Origin of the sequence: Streptomyces sp. NPDC006372, from assembly GCF_040612515.1 — a bacterium.
Lineage (GTDB): Bacteria > Actinomycetota > Actinomycetes > Streptomycetales > Streptomycetaceae > Streptomyces.
This window is the reverse complement of sequence record NZ_JBEXQJ010000002.1, coordinates 24,030-50,906: the sequence shown is the minus strand read 5'-3', so window position 1 is coordinate 50,906 and position 26,877 is coordinate 24,030. Positions and strand designations below refer to the sequence as shown.

22 protein-coding genes and 1 pseudogene are annotated in these 26,877 nt (G+C 70.5%); 16 read left to right on the top strand and 7 right to left on the bottom strand.

The features are described 5' to 3' along the window. Nucleotides 1–86 precede the first annotated feature (86 nt). Nucleotides 87–1,667, top strand: coding sequence for a methylmalonyl-CoA mutase family protein (locus ABZ016_RS04705; protein ID WP_356915099.1), 1,581 nt, complete (start codon nucleotides 87–89; stop codon nucleotides 1,665–1,667). Nucleotides 1,668–1,718: 51 nt separating this feature from the next. Next, nucleotides 1,719–2,369: a leucine efflux protein LeuE gene (gene leuE, locus ABZ016_RS04700; protein WP_356915098.1), complete on the top strand. Its 651-nt coding sequence runs from the start codon at nucleotides 1,719–1,721 to the stop codon at nucleotides 2,367–2,369. 19 nt (nucleotides 2,370–2,388) lie between these two features. On the opposite strand, the gene ABZ016_RS04695 is transcribed toward leuE, so the two are convergent. Next, complete coding sequence (locus ABZ016_RS04695) at nucleotides 2,389–3,792, bottom strand: FAD-dependent oxidoreductase (RefSeq protein ID WP_356915097.1); 1,404 nt, start codon at nucleotides 3,790–3,792, stop codon at nucleotides 2,389–2,391. A gap of 74 nt (nucleotides 3,793–3,866) precedes the next feature. Here ABZ016_RS04695 and ABZ016_RS04690 point away from each other — a divergent pair, with 74 nt between their 5' ends. Next, entirely contained in the window at nucleotides 3,867–4,517 is a 651-nt protein-coding gene (locus ABZ016_RS04690; protein ID WP_356915096.1) for a TetR/AcrR family transcriptional regulator C-terminal domain-containing protein, read from the top strand. A gap of 10 nt (nucleotides 4,518–4,527) precedes the next feature. On the opposite strand, the gene ABZ016_RS04685 is transcribed toward ABZ016_RS04690, so the two are convergent. The 4 genes from ABZ016_RS04685 to ABZ016_RS04670 form a co-directional block, all read right to left on the bottom strand. Further along, nucleotides 4,528–5,448, bottom strand: coding sequence for a class I SAM-dependent methyltransferase (locus ABZ016_RS04685; protein ID WP_356915095.1), 921 nt, complete (start codon nucleotides 5,446–5,448; stop codon nucleotides 4,528–4,530). Nucleotides 5,449–5,512: 64 nt separating this feature from the next. Next, nucleotides 5,513–6,619, bottom strand: a complete 1,107-nt coding sequence (locus tag ABZ016_RS04680) for an acyltransferase (RefSeq protein WP_356915496.1) — start codon at nucleotides 6,617–6,619, stop codon at nucleotides 5,513–5,515. Nucleotides 6,620–6,856: 237 nt separating this feature from the next. After that, a complete protein-coding gene (locus ABZ016_RS04675) occupies nucleotides 6,857–8,188 on the bottom strand; it encodes an alpha-2,8-polysialyltransferase family protein (RefSeq protein WP_356915094.1) in 1,332 nt (443 codons plus the stop codon). Then, a complete protein-coding gene (locus ABZ016_RS04670; RefSeq protein ID WP_003992533.1) occupies nucleotides 8,188–9,174 on the bottom strand; it encodes a glycosyltransferase family 2 protein in 987 nt (328 codons plus the stop codon). The genes ABZ016_RS04675 and ABZ016_RS04670 overlap by 1 nt, the downstream gene beginning before the upstream one ends. Nucleotides 9,175–9,372: 198 nt before the next feature. On the opposite strand from ABZ016_RS04670, the gene ABZ016_RS04665 reads away from it, so the two are divergent. The 4 genes and pseudogenes from ABZ016_RS04665 to ABZ016_RS04650 form a co-directional block, all read left to right on the top strand. Then, nucleotides 9,373–10,719 (top strand): DUF6716 putative glycosyltransferase, encoded by a 1,347-nt coding sequence (locus ABZ016_RS04665; protein WP_356915093.1) that lies wholly within the window; start codon nucleotides 9,373–9,375, stop codon nucleotides 10,717–10,719. 32 nt (nucleotides 10,720–10,751) lie between these two features. Then, nucleotides 10,752–12,017 carry an N-acylneuraminate cytidylyltransferase gene (locus ABZ016_RS04660; protein ID WP_356915092.1) on the top strand — a complete coding sequence of 422 codons (1,266 nt, stop codon included), beginning with the start codon at nucleotides 10,752–10,754 and terminating at the stop codon, nucleotides 12,015–12,017. 13 nt (nucleotides 12,018–12,030) lie between these two features. Next, the gene (locus tag ABZ016_RS04655; protein ID WP_356915091.1) at nucleotides 12,031–12,969 is read left to right on the top strand and encodes an N-acetylneuraminate synthase family protein; all 939 of its coding nucleotides are present in this window, start codon (nucleotides 12,031–12,033) and stop codon (nucleotides 12,967–12,969) included. Nucleotides 12,970–13,016: 47 nt separating this feature from the next. Beyond that, nucleotides 13,017–14,066: pseudogene (locus ABZ016_RS04650) on the top strand (hypothetical protein); the annotation flags it as partial. A 377-nt stretch (nucleotides 14,067–14,443) separates the two neighbouring features. On the opposite strand, the gene ABZ016_RS04645 reads toward ABZ016_RS04650, so the two are convergent. Beyond that, nucleotides 14,444–15,130: a class I SAM-dependent methyltransferase gene (locus ABZ016_RS04645; RefSeq protein WP_356915090.1), complete on the bottom strand. Its 687-nt coding sequence runs from the start codon at nucleotides 15,128–15,130 to the stop codon at nucleotides 14,444–14,446. A 299-nt stretch (nucleotides 15,131–15,429) separates the two neighbouring features. On the opposite strand from ABZ016_RS04645, the gene ABZ016_RS04640 reads away from it, so the two are divergent. The 9 genes from ABZ016_RS04640 (at nucleotide 15,430) to ABZ016_RS04600 (ending at nucleotide 25,889) form a co-directional block, all read left to right on the top strand. Further along, complete coding sequence (locus ABZ016_RS04640) at nucleotides 15,430–16,662, top strand: M20 family metallopeptidase (protein WP_356915495.1); 1,233 nt, start codon at nucleotides 15,430–15,432, stop codon at nucleotides 16,660–16,662. Between the two features lie 248 nt (nucleotides 16,663–16,910). Beyond that, nucleotides 16,911–17,954 carry a BMP family ABC transporter substrate-binding protein gene (locus ABZ016_RS04635; protein WP_356915089.1) on the top strand — a complete coding sequence of 348 codons (1,044 nt, stop codon included), beginning with the start codon at nucleotides 16,911–16,913 and terminating at the stop codon, nucleotides 17,952–17,954. 267 nt (nucleotides 17,955–18,221) lie between these two features. Then, nucleotides 18,222–19,268, top strand: a complete 1,047-nt coding sequence (locus ABZ016_RS04630) for a BMP family ABC transporter substrate-binding protein (protein WP_356915088.1) — start codon at nucleotides 18,222–18,224, stop codon at nucleotides 19,266–19,268. A gap of 210 nt (nucleotides 19,269–19,478) precedes the next feature. Beyond that, nucleotides 19,479–21,050, top strand: a complete 1,572-nt coding sequence (locus ABZ016_RS04625; RefSeq protein WP_356915087.1) for an ABC transporter ATP-binding protein — start codon at nucleotides 19,479–19,481, stop codon at nucleotides 21,048–21,050. Beyond that, complete coding sequence (locus ABZ016_RS04620; protein ID WP_356915086.1) at nucleotides 21,050–22,174, top strand: ABC transporter permease; 1,125 nt, start codon at nucleotides 21,050–21,052, stop codon at nucleotides 22,172–22,174. Before ABZ016_RS04625 ends, ABZ016_RS04620 begins: the two co-directional genes overlap by 1 nt. Beyond that, nucleotides 22,171–23,436 (top strand): ABC transporter permease, encoded by a 1,266-nt coding sequence (locus tag ABZ016_RS04615; RefSeq protein ID WP_356915085.1) that lies wholly within the window; start codon nucleotides 22,171–22,173, stop codon nucleotides 23,434–23,436. The genes ABZ016_RS04620 and ABZ016_RS04615 overlap by 4 nt, the downstream gene beginning before the upstream one ends. Then, nucleotides 23,433–23,837, top strand: a complete 405-nt coding sequence (locus ABZ016_RS04610) for a cytidine deaminase (protein WP_356915084.1) — start codon at nucleotides 23,433–23,435, stop codon at nucleotides 23,835–23,837. Before ABZ016_RS04615 ends, ABZ016_RS04610 begins: the two co-directional genes overlap by 4 nt. Nucleotides 23,838–23,921: 84 nt before the next feature. Then, nucleotides 23,922–25,199 (top strand): thymidine phosphorylase, encoded by a 1,278-nt coding sequence (locus ABZ016_RS04605; protein WP_356915494.1) that lies wholly within the window; start codon nucleotides 23,922–23,924, stop codon nucleotides 25,197–25,199. 96 nt (nucleotides 25,200–25,295) lie between these two features. After that, complete coding sequence (locus tag ABZ016_RS04600; RefSeq protein ID WP_356915083.1) at nucleotides 25,296–25,889, top strand: Uma2 family endonuclease; 594 nt, start codon at nucleotides 25,296–25,298, stop codon at nucleotides 25,887–25,889. A 6-nt stretch (nucleotides 25,890–25,895) separates the two neighbouring features. Here the strand turns inward: ABZ016_RS04600 and ABZ016_RS04595 are convergent, their stop codons facing one another. Continuing rightward, the gene (locus ABZ016_RS04595; protein WP_356915082.1) at nucleotides 25,896–26,816 is read right to left on the bottom strand and encodes an AEC family transporter; all 921 of its coding nucleotides are present in this window, start codon (nucleotides 26,814–26,816) and stop codon (nucleotides 25,896–25,898) included. Nucleotides 26,817–26,877 lie beyond the last annotated feature (61 nt).

The following is a 26,877-nucleotide window of genomic DNA, read 5'->3' as shown; positions in this document are numbered from 1 at the left end:
CCTGAGATGTTCCCCGGGCGTGACCCGTCGCGAACCAGGGGGCATGGTGGTGAGCGAGGTCACTGCTCTCCGGGAGGCATCACACCATGGCGCATGAGTCGGAGTCGGGGTTGCCGATCGAGCCGGTCTACGGGCCGGAGGTTCTCCAGGGCTGGGATCCGGCGGAGCGGCTGGGGGAGCCGGGGGCGTATCCGTACACCCGGGGTGTGTACCCGAGCATGTACACGGGGCGGCCGTGGACGATGCGTCAGTACGCGGGGTTCGGTACGGCGTCGGAGTCCAATGCCCGCTACCGGCAGTTGATCGCGCACGGGACGACGGGGTTGTCGGTGGCGTTCGATCTGCCCACCCAGATGGGTCATGACTCGGATGCGGCGATCGCGCACGGTGAGGTGGGCAAGGTGGGGGTGGCGATCGATTCGGTGGAGGACATGCGGGTGCTGTTCGGCGGCATTCCGCTGGAGCAGGTGTCCACGTCGATGACGATCAACGCCCCGGCGGCGCTGCTGCTGCTTCTGTACCAGTTGGTGGCGGAGGAGCAGGGCGTGGCCGCGGAGCGGCTGACGGGGACGATCCAGAACGATGTGCTGAAGGAGTACATCGCCCGGGGGACCTACATTTTTCCGCCGAAGCCGTCGTTGCGGCTGACCGCGGACATCTTCAAGTACTGCCGGGCGGAGATGCCGCGGTGGAACACGATCTCGATCTCGGGCTATCACATGGCCGAGGCGGGCGCGTCGCCGGCGCAGGAGATCGCCTTCACCCTGGCCGACGGTGTGGAGTACGTGCGCACGGCGGTCGCGGCGGGGATGGATGTGGACGACTTCGCGCCGCGGCTTTCGTTCTTCTTCGTGGCGCGGACGACGCTGCTGGAGGAGGTGGCGAAGTTCCGGGCGGCGCGGCGGATCTGGGCGCGGGTGATGCGTGAGGAGTTCGGCGCCAAGAACCCGAAGTCGTTGATGCTGCGTTTCCACACGCAGACGGCTGGGGTGCAGCTGACCGCGCAGCAGCCGGAGGTGAACCTGGTGCGGGTGGCGGTGCAGGGGCTGGCGGCGGTGCTGGGCGGGACGCAGTCGCTGCACACCAACTCCTTCGACGAGGCCATCGCGCTGCCCACCGACAAGAGCGCGCGTCTGGCGCTGCGCACGCAGCAGGTCCTCGCCCACGAAACCGACGTCACCGCCACCGTCGACCCCTTCGCGGGCTCCTATGCGATCGAGAGGATGACCGATGACGTCGAGGCGGCGGCCGTAACCCTGATGGACAGGGTCGAGGAGCTGGGTGGTGCCGTGGCCGCCATCGAGCGGGGTTTCCAGAAGGGCGAGATCGAGCGCAACGCCTACCGGATCGCGCAGGAGACCGATGCCGGGCAGCGGGTCGTGGTCGGCGTCAACCGCTTCCAGCTCGATGAGGAAGAACCGTATGAGCCGCTGCGGGTGGACCCGGCCATCGAGGCGAGGCAGGCGGAACGCCTGGCCGCCCTGCGCGCCGAGCGCGACCAGCCGGCCGTCACCACGGCCCTGGCGGCCCTGAAGAAAGCCGCCGAAGGCGACGACAACGTCCTCTACCCCATGAAAGACGCCCTGCGCGCCCGCGCCACCATCGGCGAGGTCTGCGACACACTCCGCGAGGTGTGGGGCGCGTACGTCCCGTCGGACGTCTTCTGACCGCCGGCCGGGGCGGGGGGAGTGTCACACCCTCGTGCGAGACTCCTTTTCATGTTCGGTGTCATCGATCTGCCCACCTACCTGGCGGGCCTCGTCCTCATCATCCTGCTGCCCGGTCCCAACTCGCTGTACGTGCTGTCCGTGGCCGCCCGCCGTGGTGTGCGTGCCGGGTACACCGCGGCCGGGGGCGTCTGGTGCGGGGACACGGTGTTGATGACGCTGTCCGCAGCGGGTGTCGCCTCGCTGTTGCAGGCGAACGCCGTGCTGTTCGGGATCGTGAAGTACGCGGGTGCCGGTTATCTGACGTGGCTGGCCATAGGCATGCTGCGGGCCGCGTGGGGCATGTGGCGCACCCGTGGTGAGCGGTCCGCCGATGCGGTGCAGGCCCCCGCTCCCGCCGAGGAGCGGCCCTTCCGCCGGGCCTTCGTCGTCAGCCTGTTCAACCCCAAGGCCATCCTGTTCTTCGTCGCCTTCTTCGTGCAGTTCGTCGACCCGGGGTATGCCTATCCGGCCGTGTCCTTCGTCGTCCTCGGCGCCTTCGCGCAGCTCGCCAGCGTGCTCTACCTGAGCGCGCTGATATTCGGCGGCACCCGGCTGGCCGCCGTCTTCCGCCGCCGCAAGCGGCTCTCGGCGGGTGCGACCTCGGCGGCGGGGGCGCTGTTCCTGGGCTTCGCGGTGAAGCTGTCCCTGGCGAGCGCGTAGCCGCAGACGCCCACGCTCCCTAGCACCGGCCGAAGCGGGCGAGGTACTCCGGGAGGCCCGCGGGCGAGTCGCCCGCCCAGCCGATGTAGCCGTCGGGCCGGACGAGGTACAGCCCGGGGCCGTACGTCCCGGGCGCCGCGCCCCGTACGACGCGGACCGGCGCCGTGACGTCCGGAACACGCGCCCCGCCCAGCACCAGCAGCGTCCAGTGGGGTCCGCGGAAGGCGTCGAAGAGCCGGACGCCGTCCACGGTGCCGTCGGGCGCGCGGTCGCCGGCCCGGAGCGGGCCCGGGCCGGGCCGGGTCTCGTGGGTGAGCGACGACGTCCGGTAGCCGAGGCCGAGTTGGCGGGTCGCCCCGCCGCGCCGGGTCTCGCCGCGGTGCACGCTGGTCGACAGCCCCAGCATGTCAGCGGCGACGGGCCTCCGCTCCTCCACGTAGGAGTCGAGGAGGGTCGCGTCCGCGCCGTCGCGGAGCACCGCGCCCAGCTTCCAGCCCAGGTTGTAGGCGTCCTGGACGCTGGTGTTGAGGCCCTGGCCGCCGGCCGGGGAGTGGACGTGCGCCGCGTCGCCGGCGAGGAAGACCCGCCCGGCGCGGAAGCGGTCCGCCAGGGCCGCCCGGGGGCGGAAGTCCGAGGCCCAGCGCAGCTCGGTCACGGCCTCCGGCGCGAGGTGTGAGCGGGCGGCGACGACCTTCCGGATGCCCTCCAGGGACAGGTCCGGGGCCGTCTCGTCAGGGAACCGCGCCACCAGCTGGAAGTCCTCCGTGCCGGTCAGCGGGCAGATCGCGAGGAAACCGTCGCCGTCCCCGACGGGCGGGAAGATGTGCCAGTTGTCCCGGTCCAGGCCGCTGATCCGGACGTCCGCCACGAGCGTCGGGCTGGGGTCGAGGGTCTCGCCCGTCATGCCGATGCCCAGCAGCCCGCGCACGGTCGAGCGGCCGCCGTCCGCCGCGACGGCGTACCGGGCGGTGACGGGCTCACCGGAGCCGAACTCCGCGCGGACCCCGTCCGCGTCCTGCGTCAGGCCGACGACCTCCCGGCCGAAGGCCACCCCGCCTCCCAGCTCCTCCAGCCGTGCCAGCAGGATCTCCTGCGTACGCCACTGGGGCACCATCCACGGCTCGTCGTACGGCGCGTCCTCGCTCGCCTCGGCCGGGTCGAACATCCGGTGTTCGCCCGCGCGCCGGCCGTCCTGCCAGATCATCCCGACCGGGTAGGGGCCGCCCGCCGCGCGGATCGCGCCGAGCACGCCCAGGTCGTCGAAGACCTCCATGGTGCGCGGCTGGATGCCCTTGCCGCGCGAGCCGGGGAACAGCGCCTCAGCCCGCTCGACGACCAGCGCCGCCACGCCCCGCCGGGCGAGATCGATGCCGAGCGCCAGGCCGGTCGGGCCCGCGCCCACCACCAGTACGTCCGTCTCCATGAGAACCCCGCTCCTTAACGTTGTTAAGTGCCGTCGTTCACGAGAGTCGCCTTAACGGTGTTAAGTTGTCAAGCGTGAGTACGGAACGACGTGAGCCCCTGGACCGCCGACGGGTCGCGGACACCGCGCTGCGGCTGCTGAACGAGGTGGGTCTGGACGGTCTGACCCTGCGCGCCATCGCCCGGGAGCTGGACGTGAAGGCGCCCGCCCTCTACTGGCACTTCAAGGACAAGCAGGCGCTGCTGGACGAGATGGCCACGGAGATGTACCGCCGGATGGTGGCCCGGACCGCCCTCGACGCCGCCGACACCTGGCGGGAACGGCTGCTGAAGGCCAACCGGGGGCTGCGCGCGGCCCTGCTCGGGTACCGGGACGGCGCGAAGGTGTTCAGCGGCTCACGGTTCACCGGCATCGAGCACGCCGGGCAGATGGAGGAGAACCTGCGGCTGTTCACGGCCGCCGGCTTCACCCTTCCCCAGGCGGTCCGCGCGCTCACCACGACCTATCTCTACACGCTCGGCTTCGTCACCGAGGAACAGGGCGTGCAGCCCCTGCCCGACGAGCGCCGTGAGGGCTACGACGTACACGAACGCGCCCGCCTGATGGCCGACTTCCCACTGTCGGCCCAGGCGGGCGCGGAGATCTTCGAGGATTACGAACGGCACTTCGAGGAGGGGCTGGCCCTCGTCGTCGAGGGTATCGGGGCGCGCTACGGCGTCTCATGACACGCCTGCGTCAGGAGCGCTTCGCGCGAGCCCGCCGAACGGCCCGGGTGACCACGGGCGGCAGCAGGTCCTTGGCTAGGCGGCGGGCCCGGGACGGGGCGGGCCGGGCCGGGCGCGCCGCGCGGGACTCGGTGACCCGGGCGGCCGGGACGCTCGCCGGCGCGGGCGCCAGGTAGTGCCGGGAGGTCGGGAAGGGCGGCGGCTTCATGCCCCTGGACCGGGCGCGGACCAGCCGGTGCCCCGCCGCCTCCTGCACGCTCAGCCCGCAGTCCGAGCGCTGCCGGAGCATGTCGAGCAGTTCCTCCTGGAGCGGCTCGGGATCGCCCCAGGTGCCGTACAGCTTCTGCGTGCTGAGGCAGATCGGCCGCAGCCCGCGGTTGAGGACCGCCTCCCAGGTGGCGACCGAGACACCCGGCGTGTGCTCGGAACGGAAGTCGTCGAGGACCACGATGCCCTCGGGCAGCAGGATGTCGTGGGCCGCGCCGATGTCGCCGTGCACGTGCTCGTAGAGGTGCGAGGCGTCCACGTGGATGAAGCGGCAGGTGTTCGGGGCCACCTTCTCGGACACCACCGAGCTGGGAGCCGCGAGCACCGTCGGCAGGCTGTCGTGGAAGGAGAGGTAGTTCCGCTCGAAGGCCTGCCGGGTCAGCGAGGCGTAGGACTTCTGCGACTCCGCCTGGTTGGCGCCGTCCGGGGCGTCGCCCTCGAACAGGTCGCAGACCGTGAACTTCTCGCCGGTCTGGAGGTGGTGGCCGAGCAGGATCGCGCTCTTGCCCATGTAGACGCCGAGTTCCAGCAGGTCGCCCTGGATGCCCTGGCTCTGCTGCCGCTCGAGGAACCAGGTGAACAGCATCTGGTCCAGCGCGGGGAACCAGCCGGGGACGTCCGCGAGCTCGCCGGGGTGCTTGTCGGTCGCTTGTGCGTTGGTCATGGGACGAGCCTTCTCCCTCAGCGTTGCCGGAACCGAAGGTTGGCTGAACGGCGCGTGAACAGCCTCAGCGGGCTTTCGTCAGCATCGCCCGCAGCCGTGGCGTCAGCGGCTTCTCCACATACTGGTTCAGCAGCCATGCCAGCAGCAGCATCGAGGCCGCGGTCAGGGCGAAAGTCACCCCGGACGGCAGGTCGAGGCCGCGGTGCAGGGCGTGGATCACCACCCAGCCGAGGTGCTCGTGGACGAGGTAGAACGGGTACGTCAGCGCCCCGGCCACGGTCAGCCAGCGCCAGTTCGCCCACCGCAGCCAGCCCAGCGCGATCGCCGCGACCGCCACGAAGCCGAAGGTCACGACGGCGACGATGCCGAGCGAGGAGCGGTACGAGAAACCGTCCGCGCTGGGCGCGTGCCACAGGCTCTGCACCGCGAAGTGCTGGCCTGTCAGCCAGCTCACGGCGACGATGCCCCAGCCGTAGGCGTCCCGCCGGTCCAGATGGACGAGGTAGAGGCCGACGCCGCCGATGAAGAGCGGGGCGTACTCGGGCATCACGACGATGTCGAGCAGCGGCATGTCCGCGTTCGAGGCCATCACCGCGGCCAGCATCCAGACCGCACAGAACATGATCACCCGGCGGCGGTTCGCCCCGGGGAGCACCACGCACAGCGCGAACAGCGCGTAGAAGCGGATCTCCGCCCACAGCGTCCAGCACACCCCGAGCACCCGGTCCACGCCGAGCGGCATCTGCAGCATGGTCAGGTTCACCAGGGCGTCGCTCGGCGACACCGCCTGGTAGGCCACCACCGGCAGCGCGAACACCGCCGTCACGAGCACGACCGCCACCCAGTAGGCGGGCAGCAGCCGGGAGGCGCGGGAGGCGAAGAACGACTTCAGCGGCCGTCCCCAGCCGCTCATGCAGATCACGAACCCGCTGATCACGAAGAAGACCTGGACGCCGAGGCAGCCGTAGGCGAAGTACTCGTGCAGGGTCGGGAACTGCTCCGTGGGCGAGGTGCCCCACGCCTCGCTGACCTCACCGTCCCGGCCGCCGTAGTGGTACGCCGCCACCATCAGCGCGGCCACCAGCCGCAGCCCGTCCAGGGCGCGCAGCCGGCCGCCGGAGCCCTGCCGGCGCCGCGGGACGGTCGTGGCGCCCGGTGGTTCGACCAGCACGGCGACACCGGGCTGGGGCTTGCGGGTGCTGACGACCGTCTCCGTCACGCTGAAAACCTCTGTAGCTCGTATGTCCTTCACCTGAGCCGCCTGTGGGCGGGCAGGGCGCCGGCAGTCACCCTAGGACGGAGATTGACGCTAGAACGTTCGACAGAGGCAGGCTTCGCCTGACGGTCCCCACGGGTTCATCTGGATGTCGCCGAAGCGGGCCCGCCGGGCGTACCCGGCGGACCCGCTTCAGCGCCGTACCGCCTTGCGCAGCGCCCGCGCCCGGCGCACCACCCTGCGCGCCGCGGAGTTGCGGGGCAGGAACGCCAGCCGCTGCGGAATGCCACCGGGCAGTCCGAGCGCGGTGAGACGCCGCTTCTTGAAGTAGCGCCGGGTGCGCGGACCGAGGTGCCGGGCGAGGAACCGCTCCGCCCGCGGACGCAGGTCCGGGTAGATCTGCGGCTGCATGGTGAACCCGACGGCGGTCACCAGGTCGGACAGCAGTTCGGCCGGCAGGACGTCGCCGTCCCCGCCGCGCTCCAGGTCGGGCAGCAGCGCGTCCGCCAGCGTGGTGGGGATCCGATTGCTGTTCTGGTACGGCGTCAGCCGCTCCAGCAGCAGGTCGGTGCCGATGCGCGCCACGGGCAGGTCGTAGAACGACGAGGCCGTGAACAGGGCGGTCGAGAAGCAGCCGACGACCAGCGCGGGCCGGGCGCGGTCGAACAGCACCTCGGCGAGCACGGGCGTGTCCAGCACGGTGAGGTCCACGCCGAGCTTCTCGGCCTCGGACTCCAGGGCACGGCTGTAGCGGGCCGGTGCGGTCGGGTGCGGTTTGAAGACGACCGTGCGGTGGCCGCGGGCGACGGCGCCCCGCATCATCCGCACGTGCAGGTCCTCTTCCTCCTCGGGGGAGAGGATGTTCAGCGCCGACAGGTACTGCCCCAGCAGCAGCGCCGAGTCACCGGGCAGGTCGGGCAGCTCGGGGACGGTCTCGGTGACCTCGCCCAGCACCTTCAGGAACGCGGGCGTCGGCACCAGGTGCGCCGGCACGTCGAACTCGGTCAGCAGCATCGGAGTGAGGCCCGGCACCAGATCGAGGTGCAGCAGCCGCCGCACGCGTGTGCCGACCAGCGGGTCGAGCTTGTTGCGCGTGGGGCCGTAGCTCATCAGCCCGTCGGCGTAGACGTCGACGGGGGCGTCGGTGAACAGCTGGGCCACCGTGAGCGCGGGCGCGACCTGGATGGACTCCAGGACCAGGCTCACCCGGTCGTCGCCGAGGCCCCACAGCATCCGCAGATAGCGCTCGAAGAGCGGGATGTCGTCGGAGCGCGGCGTCCAGGCACCCGGGTGGAAGGGGCGGATCGCCTCGTTCCAGGACAGCACCTCGTCGAAGTGCTCGCGCAGCGGCGCGAAGCCCGGCATCTCGTCGAGGGCCGGGGTGGTCTCCGGGGTCGCGGAGTTGTTGAACACCAGCAGCACCCGGCGGTCCGGCTCCTCGAAGAGGTCCGAGTCGATCGCGGCGGCCAGGGTGGCGACGCCGTACAGCGTCGAGGCGCAGAAGATCTGTGTGGTCCCGGGCATCAGGCCGCCGCCCCCGCCGTGGTGACCCTGCGCCGCAGCCGCCGCAGCTTGGCCGAGCGGTCCATGTCCATGGCCTCCAGTGCGTCTCCGAGCGCGTCCTGTGGCATGCGCCTGATGGCCGCCGCGCTCATCGACCGCAGCTGCCTGGCCACGGCCGGTTCGAACCTGTCTTCGTTGGAAAGGTGGTGGGCGATGATCGCGCAGTACGTCCGCACCGCCTTGGGGAGCAGCCGGTCCGCCTCGCGGTCCGCGGCCGTCTCCTCGATCACCTGGTCGAAAGCGCGAATGAAGTCGAGCTGGCGGACATCGCCGATCTGGGTCAGGGACGAGGCCACCCCGCGCCGGTAGAACACACCCAGCAGGCTCACCACGGCGAACGACTCCGCCTCGCGGTGCAGCTTCCAGATCCACGGCCGGTCCTCGGCCGTGCGCAGACCGTCGGTGAAGTGCAGCACGCCCTGGTCGAGCAGGCGGCGGTGGTAGGCACCGGCCCACGCGTAGGCGTAGTCGACGGAGGTCGAGCGGTGGGCGGGCAGGATCGCGTCCCGCGGGCTGAACGCCTCCCAACGCCGGCCGACCGGCACCCGGCTCACCGAGCGCGCCCGGGCGGTCGCCTGCACATGGTCGGTGCGGACGAAGTCGCAGCCCAACTCGTCCATGGCGGACACCAGTTCGGCGAGATAGCCGGGGGCCAGCCAGTCGTCCCCGTCCAGGAACGTCAGGTACTCGCCCTGCGCCGCGTCCAGGCCGGTGTTGCGGGCCGTGGCCAGCCCGCCGTTCTGCTCGTGGCGGATGTAACGCACGCGCGCGACATCCGAAAGATCCTCGGCCGCTCGTTCGAGAATGGCCGGGGTCTCATCCTTCGAATGGTCGTCGACCAGGATGAACTCGAAATCGCGGTCGGCATTCAGCCGAAGGCTTCTGAGGGTGTCCGGGGCGTATTGCTGCACGTTGTAGAACGGCACGATCACGGAAAGCTTAGGCACCCGCAAAACGTTAGGAGGCCGTCCGGCTCCGGAACTTTCCGGTGAACATACACTGGGTGAACTCAATGTGTCAGAACGGTGCACCCCGTGTACTTCCCGGTCTCCAGCAGGCCAGTTCGGCTCTCGGTGGGCTGTTGTTAACTTTTCGTTGAGTCGCGGTTCCGCCATACCTAGGAATTGCTTCCTAGCGTCTTCGACGTGCCAGCAAGTACACCGAAGCGCCCGCGAATCGCCGTCCTCGCGGACTCCGACACCCGATGGAAATGGGGTGCGCTGACCGCGCACCGCATCGCCCCGGGACCGTCCATGGAAACCGGACCGGACGAGGACGCGCAAGTGGGTCCTGCCCTCGACGGATTCCTGCTGCGCGGCCGGGCGACGCCCACCCCGCGCCAGCTGGAGGAGGTCGGCGTGCGCGCCGACTCGCTGCGGGAGGTCACCGCCGTCGAGTTCCTGCGCACCATGGCAGAGGAGTCGTACGACATCCTGGTCCTCGCCCTGGTCGGCGGCGGTGTGCAGGCGATGCTGCACGGACTCAAGCGGGCCTGGGAGAACCGGACTTCACGCCCGGTCGTGGTCACCGGCTACGTCGGTGTCGTCTACGAGAAGCTCGCCGACGGCCTGCTGCTGCGGCACGGCGCCGACCTGGTCCTCGCCAACTCCCGCCAGGACGCGGACCGTTTCCGGGCCGTCTACGAAGGAGTGGGCGCCGACGCCACGTCGGTGACCGAGGTGGCCCTGCCCTTCCTCGGCGGCGCGGCCTACGAAGGCGAACACGACCCCTTCACGGTCGTCTTCGCCGCCCAGCCCTCCGTGCCGGAGAACCGCAAGGACCGTACGTACCTGCTGAACCGGCTGGTCCAGCACGCCCGCAAGCACCCCGAACGCGAGGTGCTGCTGAAGCTGCGCTCCAAGCCGGGCGAACACACCACCCACATCGAGGAACTGCCCTACCAGAAGCTGGTGCAGCGCCTTGATCCGCCGGCCAACTTCCAACTGGTGTACGGCAACATGGGCGAGGTCCTCGACCGCACCGACCTGCTGGTCACGGTCAGCTCCACGGCCGCCCTGGAGTCGCTGCACCGCCGCGTCCCGACCGTCGTCCTGACCGACCTCGGCGTCCGTGAGGCGCTCGGCAACCACCACTTCGTCGGCTCCGGCTGCCTTGCCTCCTGGGACCAGCTCGACGCCGGACACCGGCCGGTGCCCGACGAGGAGTGGGTCGCCCGGCAGGGCGTCGCAGCGGAAGGCCCGTACGAGTCCGCCTTCGACGCGGCGCGCGAGCGCATCGCCAAGCTGCTCGGCCGGCCCGCCGGACTGCCGCCGCTGGCCCCGTACTACACACCCGTCACCGCCCCCGGCTATCTGCCCGGGATCCTCGCCCGCCACCACCTCGGCCCGGACGGCACCCCGCTGCCCGGCGCGCCCGCCGCCGACAGGGACCCCGGACCGGTCCGGCAGATCGTGCGCCGGGCGGCGCGCGGCGCCTACCGGCACGGCGTGCAGCGCGTGGCGCCCGTCATCCGGCGGATGGGCGAGCTGTGAGCCGCACGATCCCACGTCAAGGAGCAGAAACCATGTCCAACTCGGAAGCCGGCCAGAGGGCTTCGGTGCGCCGCGTGCTCGCGGTGATCCCCGCGCGCGGCGGCTCCAAGGGCGTGCCCGCGAAGAACCTCCTGCCCGTCGGCGGTGTCCCGCTGGTGTCCCGAGCGGTGCGCGAGTGCCTCGCCTCCCGGCTGGTCACCGACGTCGTCGTCTCCACCGACGACCAGGCCATCGCCGCCGCCGCCCGCGAGGCCGGCGCGGAGATCGTGCTGCGTCCCGCCGCCATCGCCGGGGACACGGCGACCTCCGAGGCCGCGGTGCTGCACGCCATGGACGCCCACGAGGCCCTGCACGGGGCGCAGGTGGACGTGGTCCTGCTGGTGCAGTGCACCAGCCCGTTCATCATCCGCGAGGACGTGGACGGCGTCGTCGAGTCCATCGTGGAGAACGGCGCCGACACCGCGCTGACCGTGGCCCCGTTCCACGGCTTCGTGTGGCGCGACGCCGACGACGAGGTCACGGCCGGGAGCGTCACGGAGGCCGACGCGGCCGTCGGCGGCGGCTACGGCATCAACCACGACAAGTCGTTCCGCCCGCGCCGTCAGGACCGCCCCCAGGACTTCCTGGAGACCGGAGCCGTCTACGGCATGGACGCGCTCGGCTTCCGCAAGCACCAGCACCGCTTCTTCGGCCGCACGGAACTCGTGCGCACCGACCCCGCCCGGGTCCTGGAGATCGACGATCCGCACGACCTGGCCCGCGCCCGGGCCCTCGCGCCGCTCTTCGACGCGGACCGCCCCGGCGCCCTCCCGACCGCCGACGACATCGACGCGGTCGTCCTCGACTTCGACGGCACCCAGACCGACGACCGGGTGCTCGTCGACTCCGACGGACGGGAGTTCGTCTCCGTGCACCGCGGGGACGGACTCGGCATCGCGGCCCTCCGCAGGAGCGGCCTCGACATGCTGATCCTGTCCACGGAACAGAACCCTGTGGTCGCCGCGCGGGCCCGGAAGCTCAAGCTCCCGGTGCTGCACGGCATCGACCGCAAGGACCTCGCGCTGAAGCAGTGGTGCGAGGAGCAGGGCATCGCGCCGGAGCGCGTGCTCTACGTCGGCAACGACGTCAATGACCTCCCGTGCTTCGCCCTCGTGGGCTGGCCCGTGGCGGTCGCGAGCGCCCACGACGTCGTGCGCGGCGCCGCACGCGCGGTCACCACCGTCCCCGGTGGCGACGGCGCGATCCGAGAGATCGCCAGCTGGATCCTCGGCCCCTCTCTCGATTCCCTCACCAAGTAAGGACATCTCTGCCATGAGCACCAACTCCCGTATCCGCCAGTTCGGTTCGCGCGAGGTCGGCCCGGGCCGTCCGGTCTACGTCTGCGGTGAGATCGGCATCAACCACAACGGCGACCTCGAGAACGCCTTCAAGCTGATCGACGCCGCCGCCGAGGCCGGCTGCGACGCCGTCAAGTTCCAGAAGCGCACCCCGGAGATCTGCACCCCGCGCGACCAGTGGGACATCGAGCGCGACACCCCCTGGGGCCGGATGACCTACATCGACTACCGCCACCGCGTGGAGTTCGGTGAGGACGAGTACCGCGCGATCGACGACTACTGCAAGTCGAAGAACATCGACTGGTTCGCCTCCCCGTGGGACACCGAGGCCGTCGCCTTCCTGGAGAAGTTCGACGTCCCCGCCCACAAGGTCGCCTCCGCCTCGCTCACCGACGACGAGCTGCTGCGCGCCCTGCGCGCCACCGGCCGCGCGGTGATCCTCTCCACCGGCATGTCGACCCCGAAGCAGATCCGCCACGCGGTCGAGGTCCTCGGCTCCGACAACATCCTGATGTGCCACGCCACGTCGACCTACCCGGCCAAGGCCGAGGAGCTCAACCTGCGCGTCATCAACACCCTCCAGCAGGAGTACCCGAACGTCCCGATCGGCTACTCCGGCCACGAGACCGGCCTGCAGACCACCCTCGCCGCGGTCGCCCTGGGCGCCACCTTCGTCGAGCGTCACATCACCCTCGACCGCGCCATGTGGGGCTCGGACCAGGCCGCCTCCGTGGAACCGCAGGGCCTCACCCGCCTCGTCCGCGACATCCGCACCATCGAGGCCTCCCTCGGTGACGGCGTGAAGAAGGTCTACGACTCCGAGCTGGCCCCGATGAAGAAGCTGCGCCGCGTCACCGGTGTGGTCGCCGAGGCCGAGATCGCCGACGCGGCGGGCGAGCCGGTCGGCGTCTGAGCGCACAACTCCCCACACCCCCCTTACGACGGGACGGTCGTACGTCGATGAGCCCCCGCGCCGGGAACGCCGGCCCCCACACTCTCGCGTTCGTCGAGAGTCCGGTACAGCTGCTGAACGTGCTGGAGTGGGCGCACGCGCATGCGCCCGGCGTGGGGCTCACCCTCGTGGTGCTGTCACCCGTCGACCCGATGACGCGCGGTCAGCTGCGGCGGATGTCCGACCTGGCCCGTGACGAGGGGCACGAGGTCCGCTGGGAGGAGGCGCGCGGCGGCCCGCTCGCGCCCTTCCAGACCGTCGGCGGCCTCGCGGGTCTGCTCCGCAGGGCGCGCCGGGTGGTGCTGGGGGACCCCTTCTCCCGCTACGTCCAGCTGCTGCTGACCATCACGCGGGCTCGTGACCTGGTCGTCGTCGACGACGGCACGGCCACGATGGAGTTCGTCGGCCAGCTGGCCCGGGGGGAGCGGCTGGTGCGCTGGCACCGCAAGGGCGGGCGCCCCGGCCCACGGGACCTGATCTTCGCGCCGGTGTCCTCCTCGGCCCGTCGCCGGCTGACCCCCGGGGGCAGGCGCCGGGTGGAGGTGTTCTCGTCCATGCCGGTGGAGGAGACCCCGGCGGGCGTCACGGTCACCGCCAACGACTTCGCGTGGACCCGGGCCCGCTTCGGCCCGCCGCGCATCACCAAGGGCGCCGACATGGTCGGTACCTCCCTGGTGGAGACCGGTGTCGTGGACGACGACCACTACCTGGAGGCCGTCCGCGCCCTGGCCGCGGCCCACGGCGCCACCCGCTACTTCGCGCACCGCCGCGAGAGCCCGACGAAGCTGCACCGCCTCGCGGTCGAGACGGGCCTGGAGATCGTGCGCCCCGAACTCCCCCTCGAACTGATCGCCCGCCGCGGCCCCATCGGCCGGACGATCCTCAGCTTCCCGTCCACGGTCGTCCACACCCTGCCGCTGGCCCTGTCCGGCACGGAGGTCCGCGTCGCCGTCTGCGACATCGACCCGTCATGGCTGACCGAACACGCTTCCCCCCGGGCCCAGGGATTCCTGTCCGGGGTCACGGGAACGGCGCGGGACGTACACCGGTTGCCCACGGTGGACTCGCCCCCTCCGGCGTCTCCGGCGGATCCGGAGGGCCTGGCGGGTCCGGGTGGCGGGACGGGCCCGGCGAAGATCACAGGCACGACAAGCACGACAGGCACGACGGGCACGACGGGCCCAGCAGGGACGGCGGGTTCGCCGGGCACGACGACTTCAGCGAGCACGGCCGGGACGGCGGGTCCGCCAGGCACGACTTCGGCGAGCATGGCCGGTCCGGCGGGTGCTGCGGGCGTGGTGGCGGCAGGCTAGGTGTCCCGGTGCCCCCGGGGGCGTGATGGCCGCAGGCCAGGTGTCCCGGTGCCCCCGCGGGCGTGGCGGCCGCAGGCCAAGTGTCCCGTGCCGTTGGTGGACGGCCGCCGGCCACCGGCCGGTCACGAACCCCCTGCGCCCACAGCCGGCCTGCGCGCCAGCAGGAAGGTGCGAGGCCGCTTCTCCCCGTCCACGGCCTCGCGCAGCACGCAGGCGTGCAGCTCCAGCCCGGCCCGCGTGAAGTGGGACGCGACGGTGTCCGGGGTGCGCCAGTAGTAGTCGAGCGAGATCTCCTGCCCGAACCGCTCCGTGAGCCGCTCATGCCCGTCCTCGTCCCCGGACTGGAAGCCGAGCAGCACGGGCGCGCCCGGCACCAGCACGCGGTGGAACTCGGCGAAGGTCGCGGACAACTGGTCGTCCGGCACATGGATGATCGAGTAGAGCGCGACGATGCCGCCGAGCGTCTGGTCCGGCAGGTCCAGGGCCGTCATCGACCCGACGTGGAACCGCAGCTCCGGGTGCTCCCGGCGGGCCAGGGCCACCATGCGCGGCGAGACGTCGATCCCGAACACCGGCAGCCCGAACTCGTGCAGCCGCGCCGTCACGTGCCCGGGACCGCTGCCGACATCGGCGACCGGGGGCTGCTTCGCCGCCCCGGCGGCCCGGACCAGATCCACGAAGGCCGTGAGAAGGGCCCGCTCCAGAGGTCTGCCCGCCAGGCTGTCCGGGAACTCGGCGGCGTAGGCCTCGGCGATGGCGTCGTACGAGGCCTGGGTCGTGTGAAGGAACTCGGGAGAGTCGGCGCGCACGGGCCGCACCCTAGCGGCGCGCGCGTCCGGCAGGCGAACGAACCCGCGTTTCCCCGCGCGGGGCGTGGTATGCGTGGAGGAGGATGGATGGATACCGGAGAGATGGCTGAGGTGTGGTCGATGTCACACTCCGGGAGATGCGGTGATCGACGCAGCCCAAAAGGCAGGCAGCTTACCCATCTCAGTTGATAGCTATGCGCCGGGCGGTCATATTTTCTTCCCCTAACGGGTTGAAGTTTTGTTGATCGAGGGTCAGCCGACCGCCCTGGCGCCCTACCCTTCAGAGGGTGAAGCAATTGATGTCACTGGAGTCCGAGGTCGATCTTCCCGGGGGAGCCGTGCTTCCCGGTGCGCTGCCCGACGCTCTGCGGGCCGAGCTCATCGCGTTCCGACGCGACATGCACATGCACCCGGAGCTGGGCAACCAGGAGTTCCGCACCACAGCCGCGATCAAGGAGCGGCTGGAGAGGGCGGGCCTCAAGCCACGCGTACTCCCCATCGGGACCGGACTCGTCTGTGACATCGGCGTGGCGGGCGAACAGTGGGACGGCGGTCCCAGCATGCTCGCGCTGCGGGCCGACATCGACGGCCTGCCCATCCCCGACACCAAGGCCGACTGCCCGTACCGCTCGACCGTGCCCGACCGCGCCCACGCCTGCGGCCACGACGTGCACACCACGGTCGTCCTCGGTGCCGGCCTCGTCCTCGCCGAACTGCACAAGCAGGGCCTGCTGCCCCGCCCCGTCCGGCTGATCTTCCAGCCCGCCGAGGAGGTGCTGCCGGGCGGCGCCGCCGACGTCATCAAGGGCGGCGCACTGGAAGGGGTCGGCGCGATCATCGCCGTGCACTGCGATCCCCGGGTGGACGCGGGCCAGATCGGACTCCGCGAGGGCCCCATCACCTCCGCCTGCGACCGGCTGGAGATCGCCCTGAACGGCCCGGGCGGCCACACGGCACGCCCCCACCTGACGACCGACCTGGTCACCGCGGCCGCCCGCGTCGTCACCGACGTACCCGCCCTGGTCGGCCGCCGCTTCGACAGCCGGAGCGGACTCGCCATCACCTGGGGCCGCGTCGAGTCGGGGCACGCGCCCAACGTGATCCCGCAGCACGCCGAACTCTCCGGCACCGTGCGGTGCCTCGACATCGAGGCGTGGCGGCAGGCGCCCGACGTCGTGGTGGCCGCGATCGACGAGATCGCCAACCTCTACCGCGCCAAGTCGGAGATCAACTACGTGCGCGGCGTCCCGCCCGTCGTCAACGAACCCGGTGTGACCGAGCTCCTGCGGGACGCCATGATCGCCCGGCGCGGCGTCGACTCCGTGGTGAGCACCGAGCAGAGCCTCGGCGGCGAGGACTTCTCCTGGTACCTGGAACACGTCCCCGGCGCCATGGCCCGCCTCGGCGTGCGCACCCCGGGCGAACTCCATGTGCGCGACCTCCATCAGGGCGACTTCGACGTCGACGAGTCCGCGATCTCGGTCGGAGTGGAACTCTTCACGGCCGCGGCCCTGGTCAACGGCCTCCGCTAGGACCGGTCCCGCTTCCGGGAAGCCCACCTCCCCCCACCCGCTCCGGCTCACGGCCCGGAGCGGGTCGCGCCGTTTCCCCGAGCGCACGCTTTCGCCCCCGTTCGAGCCCGTGGTCCACACCGGCGTGACCGGCCATCGGCACGAATGGATAACGGCCGCTGTCACCCGTTCCCAAGGGGTTTCTACGCGCGTTAATGTGCGCCGCACCGAGCACCCACTGCGGGGCTTTGGAGAATGGGGAACTTCAGATGCGTCGGATTTCCAAGATGACCCGTGTCGCGGTGGGGGTCGCGTCGCTGGGGCTCGTCGCCACGGCCTGTGGCAACACCAGCGGTGAAAGTGGCGACAGTGACAAGAGCGACCGCGGCGTCGCCATCGCGTACGACGTCGGCGGCAAGGGCGACCAGTCGTTCAACGACGCCGCCTACGCCGGTCTGACGAAGGCCAAGGGCGAGTACGGCTACAAGACGGCCGACATCGAGCCCACCGAGGGCGAGACCGACGCCGACAAGGAACAGCGTCTGGCCTCGCTGGCGAAGCAGGGCTACAACCCGGTCGTCGGCATCGGATACGCCTACGGCCCGGCGATGAAGGCCGTCGCCGCCAAGTACCCGAAGACCAGCTTCGGCATCGTGGACTTCGTGGTCGAGAGCAAGAACGTCGCCTCCCTCGTCTTCGCCGAGGAGCAGGCCTCCTACCTGGCCGGTGTCGCCGCCGCCAAGGCCACCAAGTCGAACACCGTCGGCTTCGTCGGCGGTGTCGACATCCCGCTGATCCACAAGTTCGAGGCCGGCTACAAGCAGGGCGTGCAGGACACCAACCCCAAGGTGAAGGTCCTGTCGCAGTACCTGACGCAGACGGCCGAGGAAGGTGGCTTCGCCAGCCCCGACAAGGGCAAGGCCGCCGCCGAGGGCCAGATCGAGAAGAAGGCCGACGTGGTCTACGCGGCCGCCGGTCTGTCCGGCCAGGGCGTCATAGAGGCCGCCGCCAAGGCGAAGGTCTGGGCGATCGGCGTCGACTCCGACCAGTACAAGCAAGCCGCCCTCGCCAAGTACAAGAACTCCATCCTCACCTCCGCTCTCAAGGACGTCGGCGGCGCGGTCTACGCGCTGGCCAAGTCGGTCCACGACGACAAGCCGCTGACCGGCACCCAGACCTTCGACCTGAAGGTCAACGGCGTCGGCCTCTCCGAGTCGAACCCGGAGTACGCCAAGATCCCGGGCCTCGCGGACGCCGTGAAGAAGGCCAAGGAAGGCATCACCGACGGCACCATCAAGGTCAAGACGGAGTAGCGGCGGCGGTCGCACAGCAGGTGAGACGGGCGGACACCCACGGTGTCCGCCCGTCTCGCGTTCCCGGGACCCGGATCACCCAGCGCCACCCCCTGTTCGCGGTCGGCAACGCACCGGCCGGGACGCGGTACTGGCTTGGGCACGGGCGCATAACAAGGTGGACAGAAGGGGTTTTCAGGCAGGTCTACGCGCGTTAATCTGCGGCGAAACCAGCGCCGAAGCTGTCCAGCTGTCCATCCGGCGCTTGTACGACAGGAGCACTCACACATGCGCCGGATTTCCCGGATCACGGTCGCAGGCGCAGCGACCGCTTCCCTGGCCCTCGCCCTCTCCGCCTGCGGCAGCACCTCGACCTCCGGGTCGTCCGACTCGAAGGGGAACAAGGGCCTCGCCATCGCGTACGACGTCGGCGGCAAGGGCGACCAGTCCTTCAATGATGCCGCCTACGCCGGTCTGGAGAAGGCGCAGAAGGAGTTCGGCTACAAGACGGCCGACCTGGAGCCCACCGAGGGCGAGACGGACGCCGACAAGGAGCAGCGCCTGGTCTCGCTGGCGAAGCAGGGCTTCAACCCGGTGATCGGTGTCGGCTACGCGTACGCCGGAGCCGTCAAGGGCGCCGCGGCGAAGTTCCCGGACACCACGTTCGGCATCGTCGACGACGAGACGATCAAGACCAAGAACGTCGCCGACCTGGTCTTCAACGAGGAGCAGGCCTCCTACCTGGCCGGTGTCGCCGCCGCCAAGAGCACCAAGTCGAAGGTCGTCGGCTTCGTCGGCGGTGTGGACATCCCGCTGATCCACAAGTTCCAGGCGGGCTTCGCGCAGGGCGTCAAGGACACCGACCCGAAGGTCAAGGTCCTCTCCCAGTACCTGACGCAGACGGCCGAGGAGGGTGGCTTCGCCAGCCCCGACAAGGGCAAGACGGCCGCCGAGGGCCAGATCGAGAAGAAGGCCGACGTGGTCTACGCGGCCGCCGGTCTGTCCGGGCAGGGCGTGATCGAGGCCGCCGCCGCCAAGAAGGTCTGGGCGATCGGCGTCGACTCCGACCAGTACAAGCAGGAAGCCCTCGCCAAGTACAAGGACTCCATCCTCACCTCGGCGATGAAGGACGTCGCCCAGGCCGTGTACACCCTTGCGAAGTCGGTCAAGGACGGCAAGCCCGAGACCGGTATCGTTCGTGGCGATCTGAAGACCGGCGAGGTGAGCCTGTCGGACTCCAACCCGAAGTTCGCGGCCGACGCCGAGCTCCAGAAAGCCATCAAGACGGCCAAGGAGAAGATCATCAGCGGCGAGATCAAGGTCAAGAGCAGCTGACGAGCGACTGCCTCGAGCAGGTCGTAACCCCGGGGTTGCGTCCGCGCAACGGGGTACGGGGAGGCTGCTCCCCGTACCCCGTTGTCGCGGGGAGCGCCGACCCTTTGCATGCCGTAGGGGCGCTACGCGCGTAGACGACCCCCGTCCCCAGGAGAGTGCGTTATCAACGCGTCCAGCAGCCCTCCGGCCGGAGCGGCGGTCGACACATCGGTGATCGCCGTCGAACTCGCCGGGATCACCAAGCGCTTCCCCGGCGTCGTGGCCAACCGCGACATCCACCTCAGGGTCCGCAAGGGCACCGTCCACGCCCTCGTCGGCGAGAACGGCGCCGGCAAGTCGACCCTGATGAAGATCCTCTACGGCATGCAGAAGCCGGACGAGGGCACCATCGCCGTCGACGGCGAGCAGGTGAGCCTCTCCTCGCCCGCCGACGCCATCACCCGCGGCATCGGCATGGTCCACCAGCACTTCATGCTCGCCGACAACCTCACGGTCCTGGAGAACGTGGTGCTCGGCAGCGAGAAGCTGTACGGCATCGGCGCCAAGGCCCGCCGCAAGATAAAGGAGCTCTCCGACCGCTACGGCCTCGGCGTCGAGCCGGACCTGCTGGTCGAGGAGCTCGGCGTCGCCGCCCGTCAGCGCGTGGAGATCCTCAAGGTCCTCTACCGCGGCGCCACCACCCTCATCCTCGACGAGCCGACCGCCGTGCTGGTGCCGCAGGAGGTCGACGCCCTCTTCGCCAACCTGCGCGAACTGAAGGCCGAGGGCCTGTCGGTCATCTTCATCTCGCACAAGCTCGGCGAAGTGCTGTCCGTCGCCGACGAGATCACCGTCATCCGCCGCGGCACCACCGTCGGTACGGCCGTACCCGCCGAGACCACCCCGCGCCAGCTCGCCGAGATGATGGTCGGCAGCGAACTGCCCACCCCCGAGACGGCCGAGTCCACGGTCACCGACCGCCCGGTCATCACCGTCGACAAGCTCCGCCTCGCCACCCCCGGCGGCAAGGCCCTCCTCGACGACATCAGCTTCACCATCCACGCGGGCGAGGTCCTGGGCATCGCCGGCGTCGAGGGCAACGGCCAGACCGAACTGGTCGACGCGCTCATCGGCCTCAAGCACGCCGACTCCGGCACCATCGCCCTCGCCGGCGAGGAGATCACCGCCTGGCCCACCCGCAGGCGCCGCGAGCAGGGCATCGGCTACATCCCCGAGGACCGGCACCGCCACGGGCTCCTCCTGGAGGCCCCCCTCTGGGAGAACCGCATCCTCGGCCACGTCACCGAGAAGCCCCTCGCCAAGGGCGTCTGGCTGGACCCGAAGGCGGCCCAGGAGGACACCCGCCGCATCGTCGAGGCCTACGACGTGCGCACCCCCGGCATCGACGTCACCGCCGCCTCCCTCTCGGGCGGCAACCAGCAGAAGCTGATCGTCGGCCGCGAGATGAGCCACAAGCCGCGCTTCCTGATCGCCGCCCACCCCACCCGGGGCGTGGACGTCGGCGCCCAGTCCGCCATCTGGGACCTCATCCGCGAGGCCCGCCGCGAGGGCCTGGCCGTGCTGCTGATCTCCGCCGACCTGGACGAGCTGATCGGCCTGTCCGACACCCTGCGCGTCATCTACAACGGCAGGCTGGTCGCGGACGCCGACCCGGCCACCATCACCCCCGAGGAGCTCGGCTCGGCCATGACCGGCGCCGCCACCGGGCACCTCGAGCACGACGAGACCCCCGAGATCTCGAAGGCCGACGCCCCCGAGTCTCCGGAAGACGAGGCCCGCTGATGAAGAAGTTCGACAAGGAGCGCGTGCTCCTCGCGGTGGCCGGACCGGTCATCGCGCTGGCCGTGGCCTTCGTGCTGAGCGCGATCGTGCTGGTCGCGTCGGGCAAGAACCCCGTCGAGCCGTTCACCGTGATGTTCGAGCAGATCGGCTTCTCGGACATTCAGGTGCTGGTCATCAACCAGGCCTCGATGTACTACATCGCGGCGCTCGCGGTGGCCATCGGCTTCCGGATGAACCTGTTCAACATCGGCGTCGACGGCCAGTACCAGCTCGCCGCCATGATGGCCGCCGTAGTCGGTGCCCACGCGAACCTGCCGGCCGTCCTCCAGGTCCCGCTGCTGCTCGTGACCGCCGTCCTGACCGGCGCCTTCTGGTCCGGCATCGCCGGTGTCCTCAAGGTCACCCGCGGCGTCAGCGAGGTCGTCGCCACGATCATGCTCAACGCTATCGCCACCTCCGTGATCGCCTACCTGTGGCTGCCCAACGTCTTCGGCGTGAAGGTCGGCAACAACAACACCACCGGCGAGATGCACGAATCCGGCTGGATCCCCGGCATCAGCATGGGAGCGGCCGGCGAGATCTACGGCCTGGTGCTGCTCGCCGTCCTGCTCGGCATCGGCTACTGGGTCGTCCTCAACCGCACCCGCTTCGGCTTCGACCTGCGCGCCTCCGGCGCCTCGACGACCGCCGCGGCGGCCAGCGGCGTCGACCCCAAGCGCATGGTGCTGACCGCCATGCTGCTCTCCGGCGGCCTCGCGGGCCTCGCCGGCCTGCCGATCCTGCTCGGCGACACCCACACCTACAGCCTGAACTTCCCCACCGGCATCGGCTTCCTCGGCATCGGCATCGCCCTGCTCGGCCGCAACAGCCCCGTGGGCATCGCCTTCGCCTCCCTGCTGTGGGCCTGGCTCGACAAGGCCTCGCCCGAACTGGACTTCCACGGCTACGACAAGGAGATCGCGGTCATCATGCAGGGCCTGATCGTGCTCTCGGTCGTCGTCTCCTACGAGGCCGTCCGCGAGTGGGGCCTGCGCCGCCAGCAGCGCCGGGTCGGCGCCGAACTGGCCGCCGGTCACGTCCTCGGCGCCCACACCAACACCGTGAAGGAGGTGGCTGGCCGATGACGACCGCGACCGACCTCAACCAGCCCACGCTGCAGCCCGCGGCGCCCACCGGCCGCCGTCTGTCGTGGCCCGTCCTGCTGCTGATCATCGCCGGCGGCCTGGCGCTCACCTCGATCGTCCGTCTCGTCACCGGCGCCGACGGCATCACCAACGTCAGCCAGATGTCCACCGCGCTCCAGCTCGCCGTGCCGATCGGCCTCGCCGGTCTCGGCGGCCTGTGGGCCGAGCGCGCGGGCGTGGTCAACATCGGCCTCGAAGGCATGATGATCCTCGGCACCTGGTTCGGCGCCTGGGCCGGCTTCCAGTGGGGCCCGTGGACCGGCGTCCTGGTCGGCATCATCGGCGGCGCGATCGGCGGCCTGCTGCACGCCTTCGTCACCGTCACCTTCAACGTCAACCACATCGTCTCCGGTGTGGCGATCAACATCCTCGCTCTCGGCGCCACCCGCTATCTCGCGCCCCTCGCCTTCGAGGGACACACGGGCGGCTCGGCCAAGCAGTCCCCGGCGGTGGAGTCGCTCGGCCACTTCACGGTGCCGGGCCTGTCCGACGCCCTGCGCGACCTCAACGCCCACGGCTGGTTCCTGGTCTCCGACATCGCCGGACTGCTGGGCGGCCTGGTCACCAACGTCTCCTGGCTGACCCTCCTCGCCGTCGCGCTGGTCCCCGCCACCTGGTGGATCCTGTGGCGCACCGCGTTCGGCCTGCGGCTGCGCTCCTGTGGCGAGAACCCGGTCGCCGCCGAGTCCCTCGGCGTCAACGTCTACAAGTACAAGTACATCGCCGTGGTCATCTCCGGCGGTCTGGCCGGCCTCGGCGGTGTCTTCCTGTCCATCGTCGCCAACCCCTTCTACCTGGAGGGCCAGGTCAGCGGCCGCGGCTACATCGGCCTCGCCGCGATGATCTTCGGCAACTGGATGCCGGGCGGACTCGCCCTCGGCGCGGGCCTGTTCGGCTACACCGACAGCCTCAACCTGCGCGGCGGCTCCGCCAACGTGCACGCCCTGCTGCTGCTCGGCGCGCTCCTGCTGCTCATCGGCGCGATCTGGCTGGTGGTCCGCAAGAAGTACCTCCAGGCCGTGATCACCCTGGTCGTCGGCGCTCTGGTGTTCGCCTGGTACGCGACGACCGACGAGGTCCCGAACCAGGTCGTCTCCGCCACGCCGTACGTCATCACCCTGGTCGTCCTGGCGCTGTCCGCCCAGCGGCTGCGCATGCCGAAGGCGGACGGACTGCCGTACCGGAAGGGGCAGGGCAAGTGAGCGCCGACGGCCCGGTCGTCGACTGGGAGAAGCTGCGCGCCGTGGCCCGGGACGCCATGTCCCGGGCGTACGCCCCGTACTCCGGCTACCCGGTCGGCGTGGCCGCCCTGGTCGACGACGGGCGGATCATCTCCGGCTGCAACGTCGAGAACGCCTCGTACGGACTGGGCCTGTGCGCCGAGTGCGGCCTGGTGTCGGAGCTGCACAACACCGGCGGCGGCCGGCTGACGCACTTCACCTGCGTCGACCGCGACGGTGCCGTGCTCGTCCCGTGCGGCCGCTGCCGCCAGCTGCTCCACGAGTTCGGCGGCCCGGACCTCCTGCTGGAGACCCCGGAGGGCATCGTGCCGCTGTCCCGGATGCTGCCCCAGGCCTTCGGACCCGGCCACCTCAGCAAGTAGTCATTTCCCGTACGGCCCCTCCCACTTACCCAGGAGGGGCCGTGCGGCTTCTGGAACCCTCGGAAGGAAGCCCAAGCCATGGCCATGGACGCCATCTCCGTCATCCGCACCAAGCGGGACCGCGGCGAGCTCAGCGACGAGCAGATCGACTGGGTCATCGACGCGTACACCCGCGGGGAGGTGGCGGACGAGCAGATGTCGGCGCTCGCGATGGCCATCCTGCTCAACGGCATGAACCGCCGTGAGATCGCCCGCTGGACGGCAGCGATGATCGCCTCCGGCGAGCGCATGGACTTCTCGTCCCTGTCCCGCCCGACGGCCGACAAGCACTCCACGGGCGGTGTCGGCGACAAGATCACGCTCCCGCTGGCCCCCCTGGTCGCCGCATGCGGCGCCGCCGTCCCGCAGCTGTCGGGCCGCGGCCTCGGCCACACCGGCGGCACCCTCGACAAGCTGGAGTCGATCCCCGGCTGGCGCGCCCTGCTCTCCAACGAGGAGATGCTGTCGGTCCTGGACGGCACCGGGGCGGTGATCTGCGCGGCGGGCGACGGCCTGGCTCCCGCGGACAAGAAGCTCTACGCACTCCGCGACGTCACGGGCACGGTCGAGGCGATCCCCCTGATCGCCTCGTCCATCATGTCGAAGAAGATCGCCGAGGGCACGGGCTCGCTGGTCCTGGACGTGAAGGTGGGCACGGGCGCCTTCATGAAGACGATCGAGGACGCCCGCGAACTGGCCTCCACCATGGTCGGCCTGGGCACCGACCACGGCGTGAAGACGGTCGCGCTCCTCACCGACATGTCGACCCCGCTCGGCCTCACCGCGGGCAACGCCCTGGAGGTCCGCGAGTCGGTGGAGGTGCTGGCGGGTGGCGGCCCCGCGGACGTCGTGGAACTGACCCTGGCCCTGGCCCGCGAGATGCTCGACGCGGCGGGCATCGCGGACGCCGACCCGGCGAAGGCCCTGGCCGACGGCTCGGCGATGGACGTCTGGCGCCGCATGATCAAGGCCCAGGGCGGCGACCCGGACGCGGAGCTGCCCGTGGCACGCGAGCAGCACGTGATCAAGGCCCCGTCGTCGGGCGTCCTCACCCGCCTCGACGCCTACGACATCGGCGTCGCCGCCTGGCGCCTGGGCGCGGGCCGCGCCCGCAAGGAGGACCCCGTCCAGGCGGGCGCGGGCGTCGAGCTCCACGCCAAGCCGGGCGACACGGTGCGCGAGGGCCAGCCCCTCCTCACCCTCCACACGGACACGCCCGAGCGCTTCGACTACGCGCTCCAGTCGGTCGAGGGCTCCTACGACATCGCCGCCCCGGGCACGGGCTTCACGGCGTCTCCGGTGGTGCTGGGGCGTATCGCCTGAGCAGGGGTTCTCCCATTCGGGTGAACGGGACCGGTGGACCCTCACCGGTCCCGTTCGGCATGCTGGGATCGGTGACGCACTGATTGGAGAACCGCCATGAGCGCACTCACCGTCGACCACTCGACAGCCAACGGCCACGAGTGGGACGACCTCGTTCGGATCTGGCAGGAGACGGACGCGCCCGAGGGCTGCAAGGTGGAGATCATCGAGGGGATCGTCACCGTGGCACCACCGCCGTCCAACGCCCACAACGACATCGCTGACTTGGTTCAGCGAGCCCTGTACGAGGTAATCCCCAAGGACTGGGGCATCTACCAGACTTTGGGTGCGGCGGTCCCGTCGCGTGACGGGCTCTACATCCCTGACCTCGCAGTCGCCCCCAGGCAGGTACTGCGTGACGAGGGCGGCAACTTCGTCCCGGCGGCCGCCGCCGAACTCATCGTCGAGATCACGTCCAAGTCCAATGCGACCCACGACCGCATCAAGAAGGCCGCGGGTTATGCCCAGGCCAGTGTTCCGCTGTACCTGCTTATCGACGGCTGGGCCCCCGGCGGGCCCACCATCACGCTCTATGGAGAACCGCAAGGAGACGTCTACCGGGTTCTGGACGCAGGGAAGTTCGGCGAGCAGATCGAGTTGGCGGAACCCTTCAACCTCAGACTCGACACGGACGAGTTCCTCGCAAGCTGAAGGGCCTCACCCCAGCAACGCCGCCACCACCACAAGCACCGGCACCGCCAGCACCGTCGACAACAGAATCGCCTCCCTCGCCAGCACCTCGCCCACCCGGTAACTGCTCGCGTACGTGAACAGGTTCTGGGCCGCAGGCAGGGCGGACGTCACCACCACGTCGAGCAGCAGCGCCCCGCGCAGGCCGAAGACGAACACCGCGAGGGCCCAGGCGACCAGGGGCTGGACCACGGATTTCAGGGCTACGGCGAGGAGCACCGGGGCCCGTTCCGCGCCGCGCAGCGGGAGTGTGCTGCCGCGCAGGGAGATGCCGAAGGCCAGCAGCACCGCCGGGACCGACATGTTGCCGATGAGGGTCAGCGGATCCATCAGGGGGCCCGGCAGCGTCAGGCCCGACGCCGACACCGCCACGCCCGCCAGCGAGCCCAGGGCGATCGGATTGCGCAGCGGCGTCAGCAGGCGCTGCCACAGCGGGCGCTTCTCCCCACCGCTCGCCAGGTCCAGAACCGTCAGCGCCACCGGCGTCACACCGACCAGCTGGAACAGCAGCACCGGCGCGACCAGCGACGCGTCGCCCAGCACGTACACGGCGATCGGGATACCGAGGTTCCCGGAGTTGACGTAGCTGGAGCACAGGGCGCCGATCGTCGTCCGGCCCACGCCCCAGCGCCGCACGGCCCCCACCACCACGAAGACACCCGCCGCCGCTGCCGTGCTCATGGCCGTGACCAGCAGCCGGTTCGAGAAGATCACCGACAGGTCGGCCTGGGCGAGCGTCGTGAAGAGCAGCGCGGGGGACGCCACATGGAAGGCCAGCTTGGTGAGGACCTCACGGCCGCCGTCACCCAGATAGCCGCGCCGGCCGATCAGATAGCCCACCCCGATGACGACCGCGATGACCGCGAACCCGCTCAGCACTCCCTGCACGACGCCCCCTCACCGGCGAAGCGGGCATCGGGCAGCGCGGGAGGGGCAGATGCATGGAGCA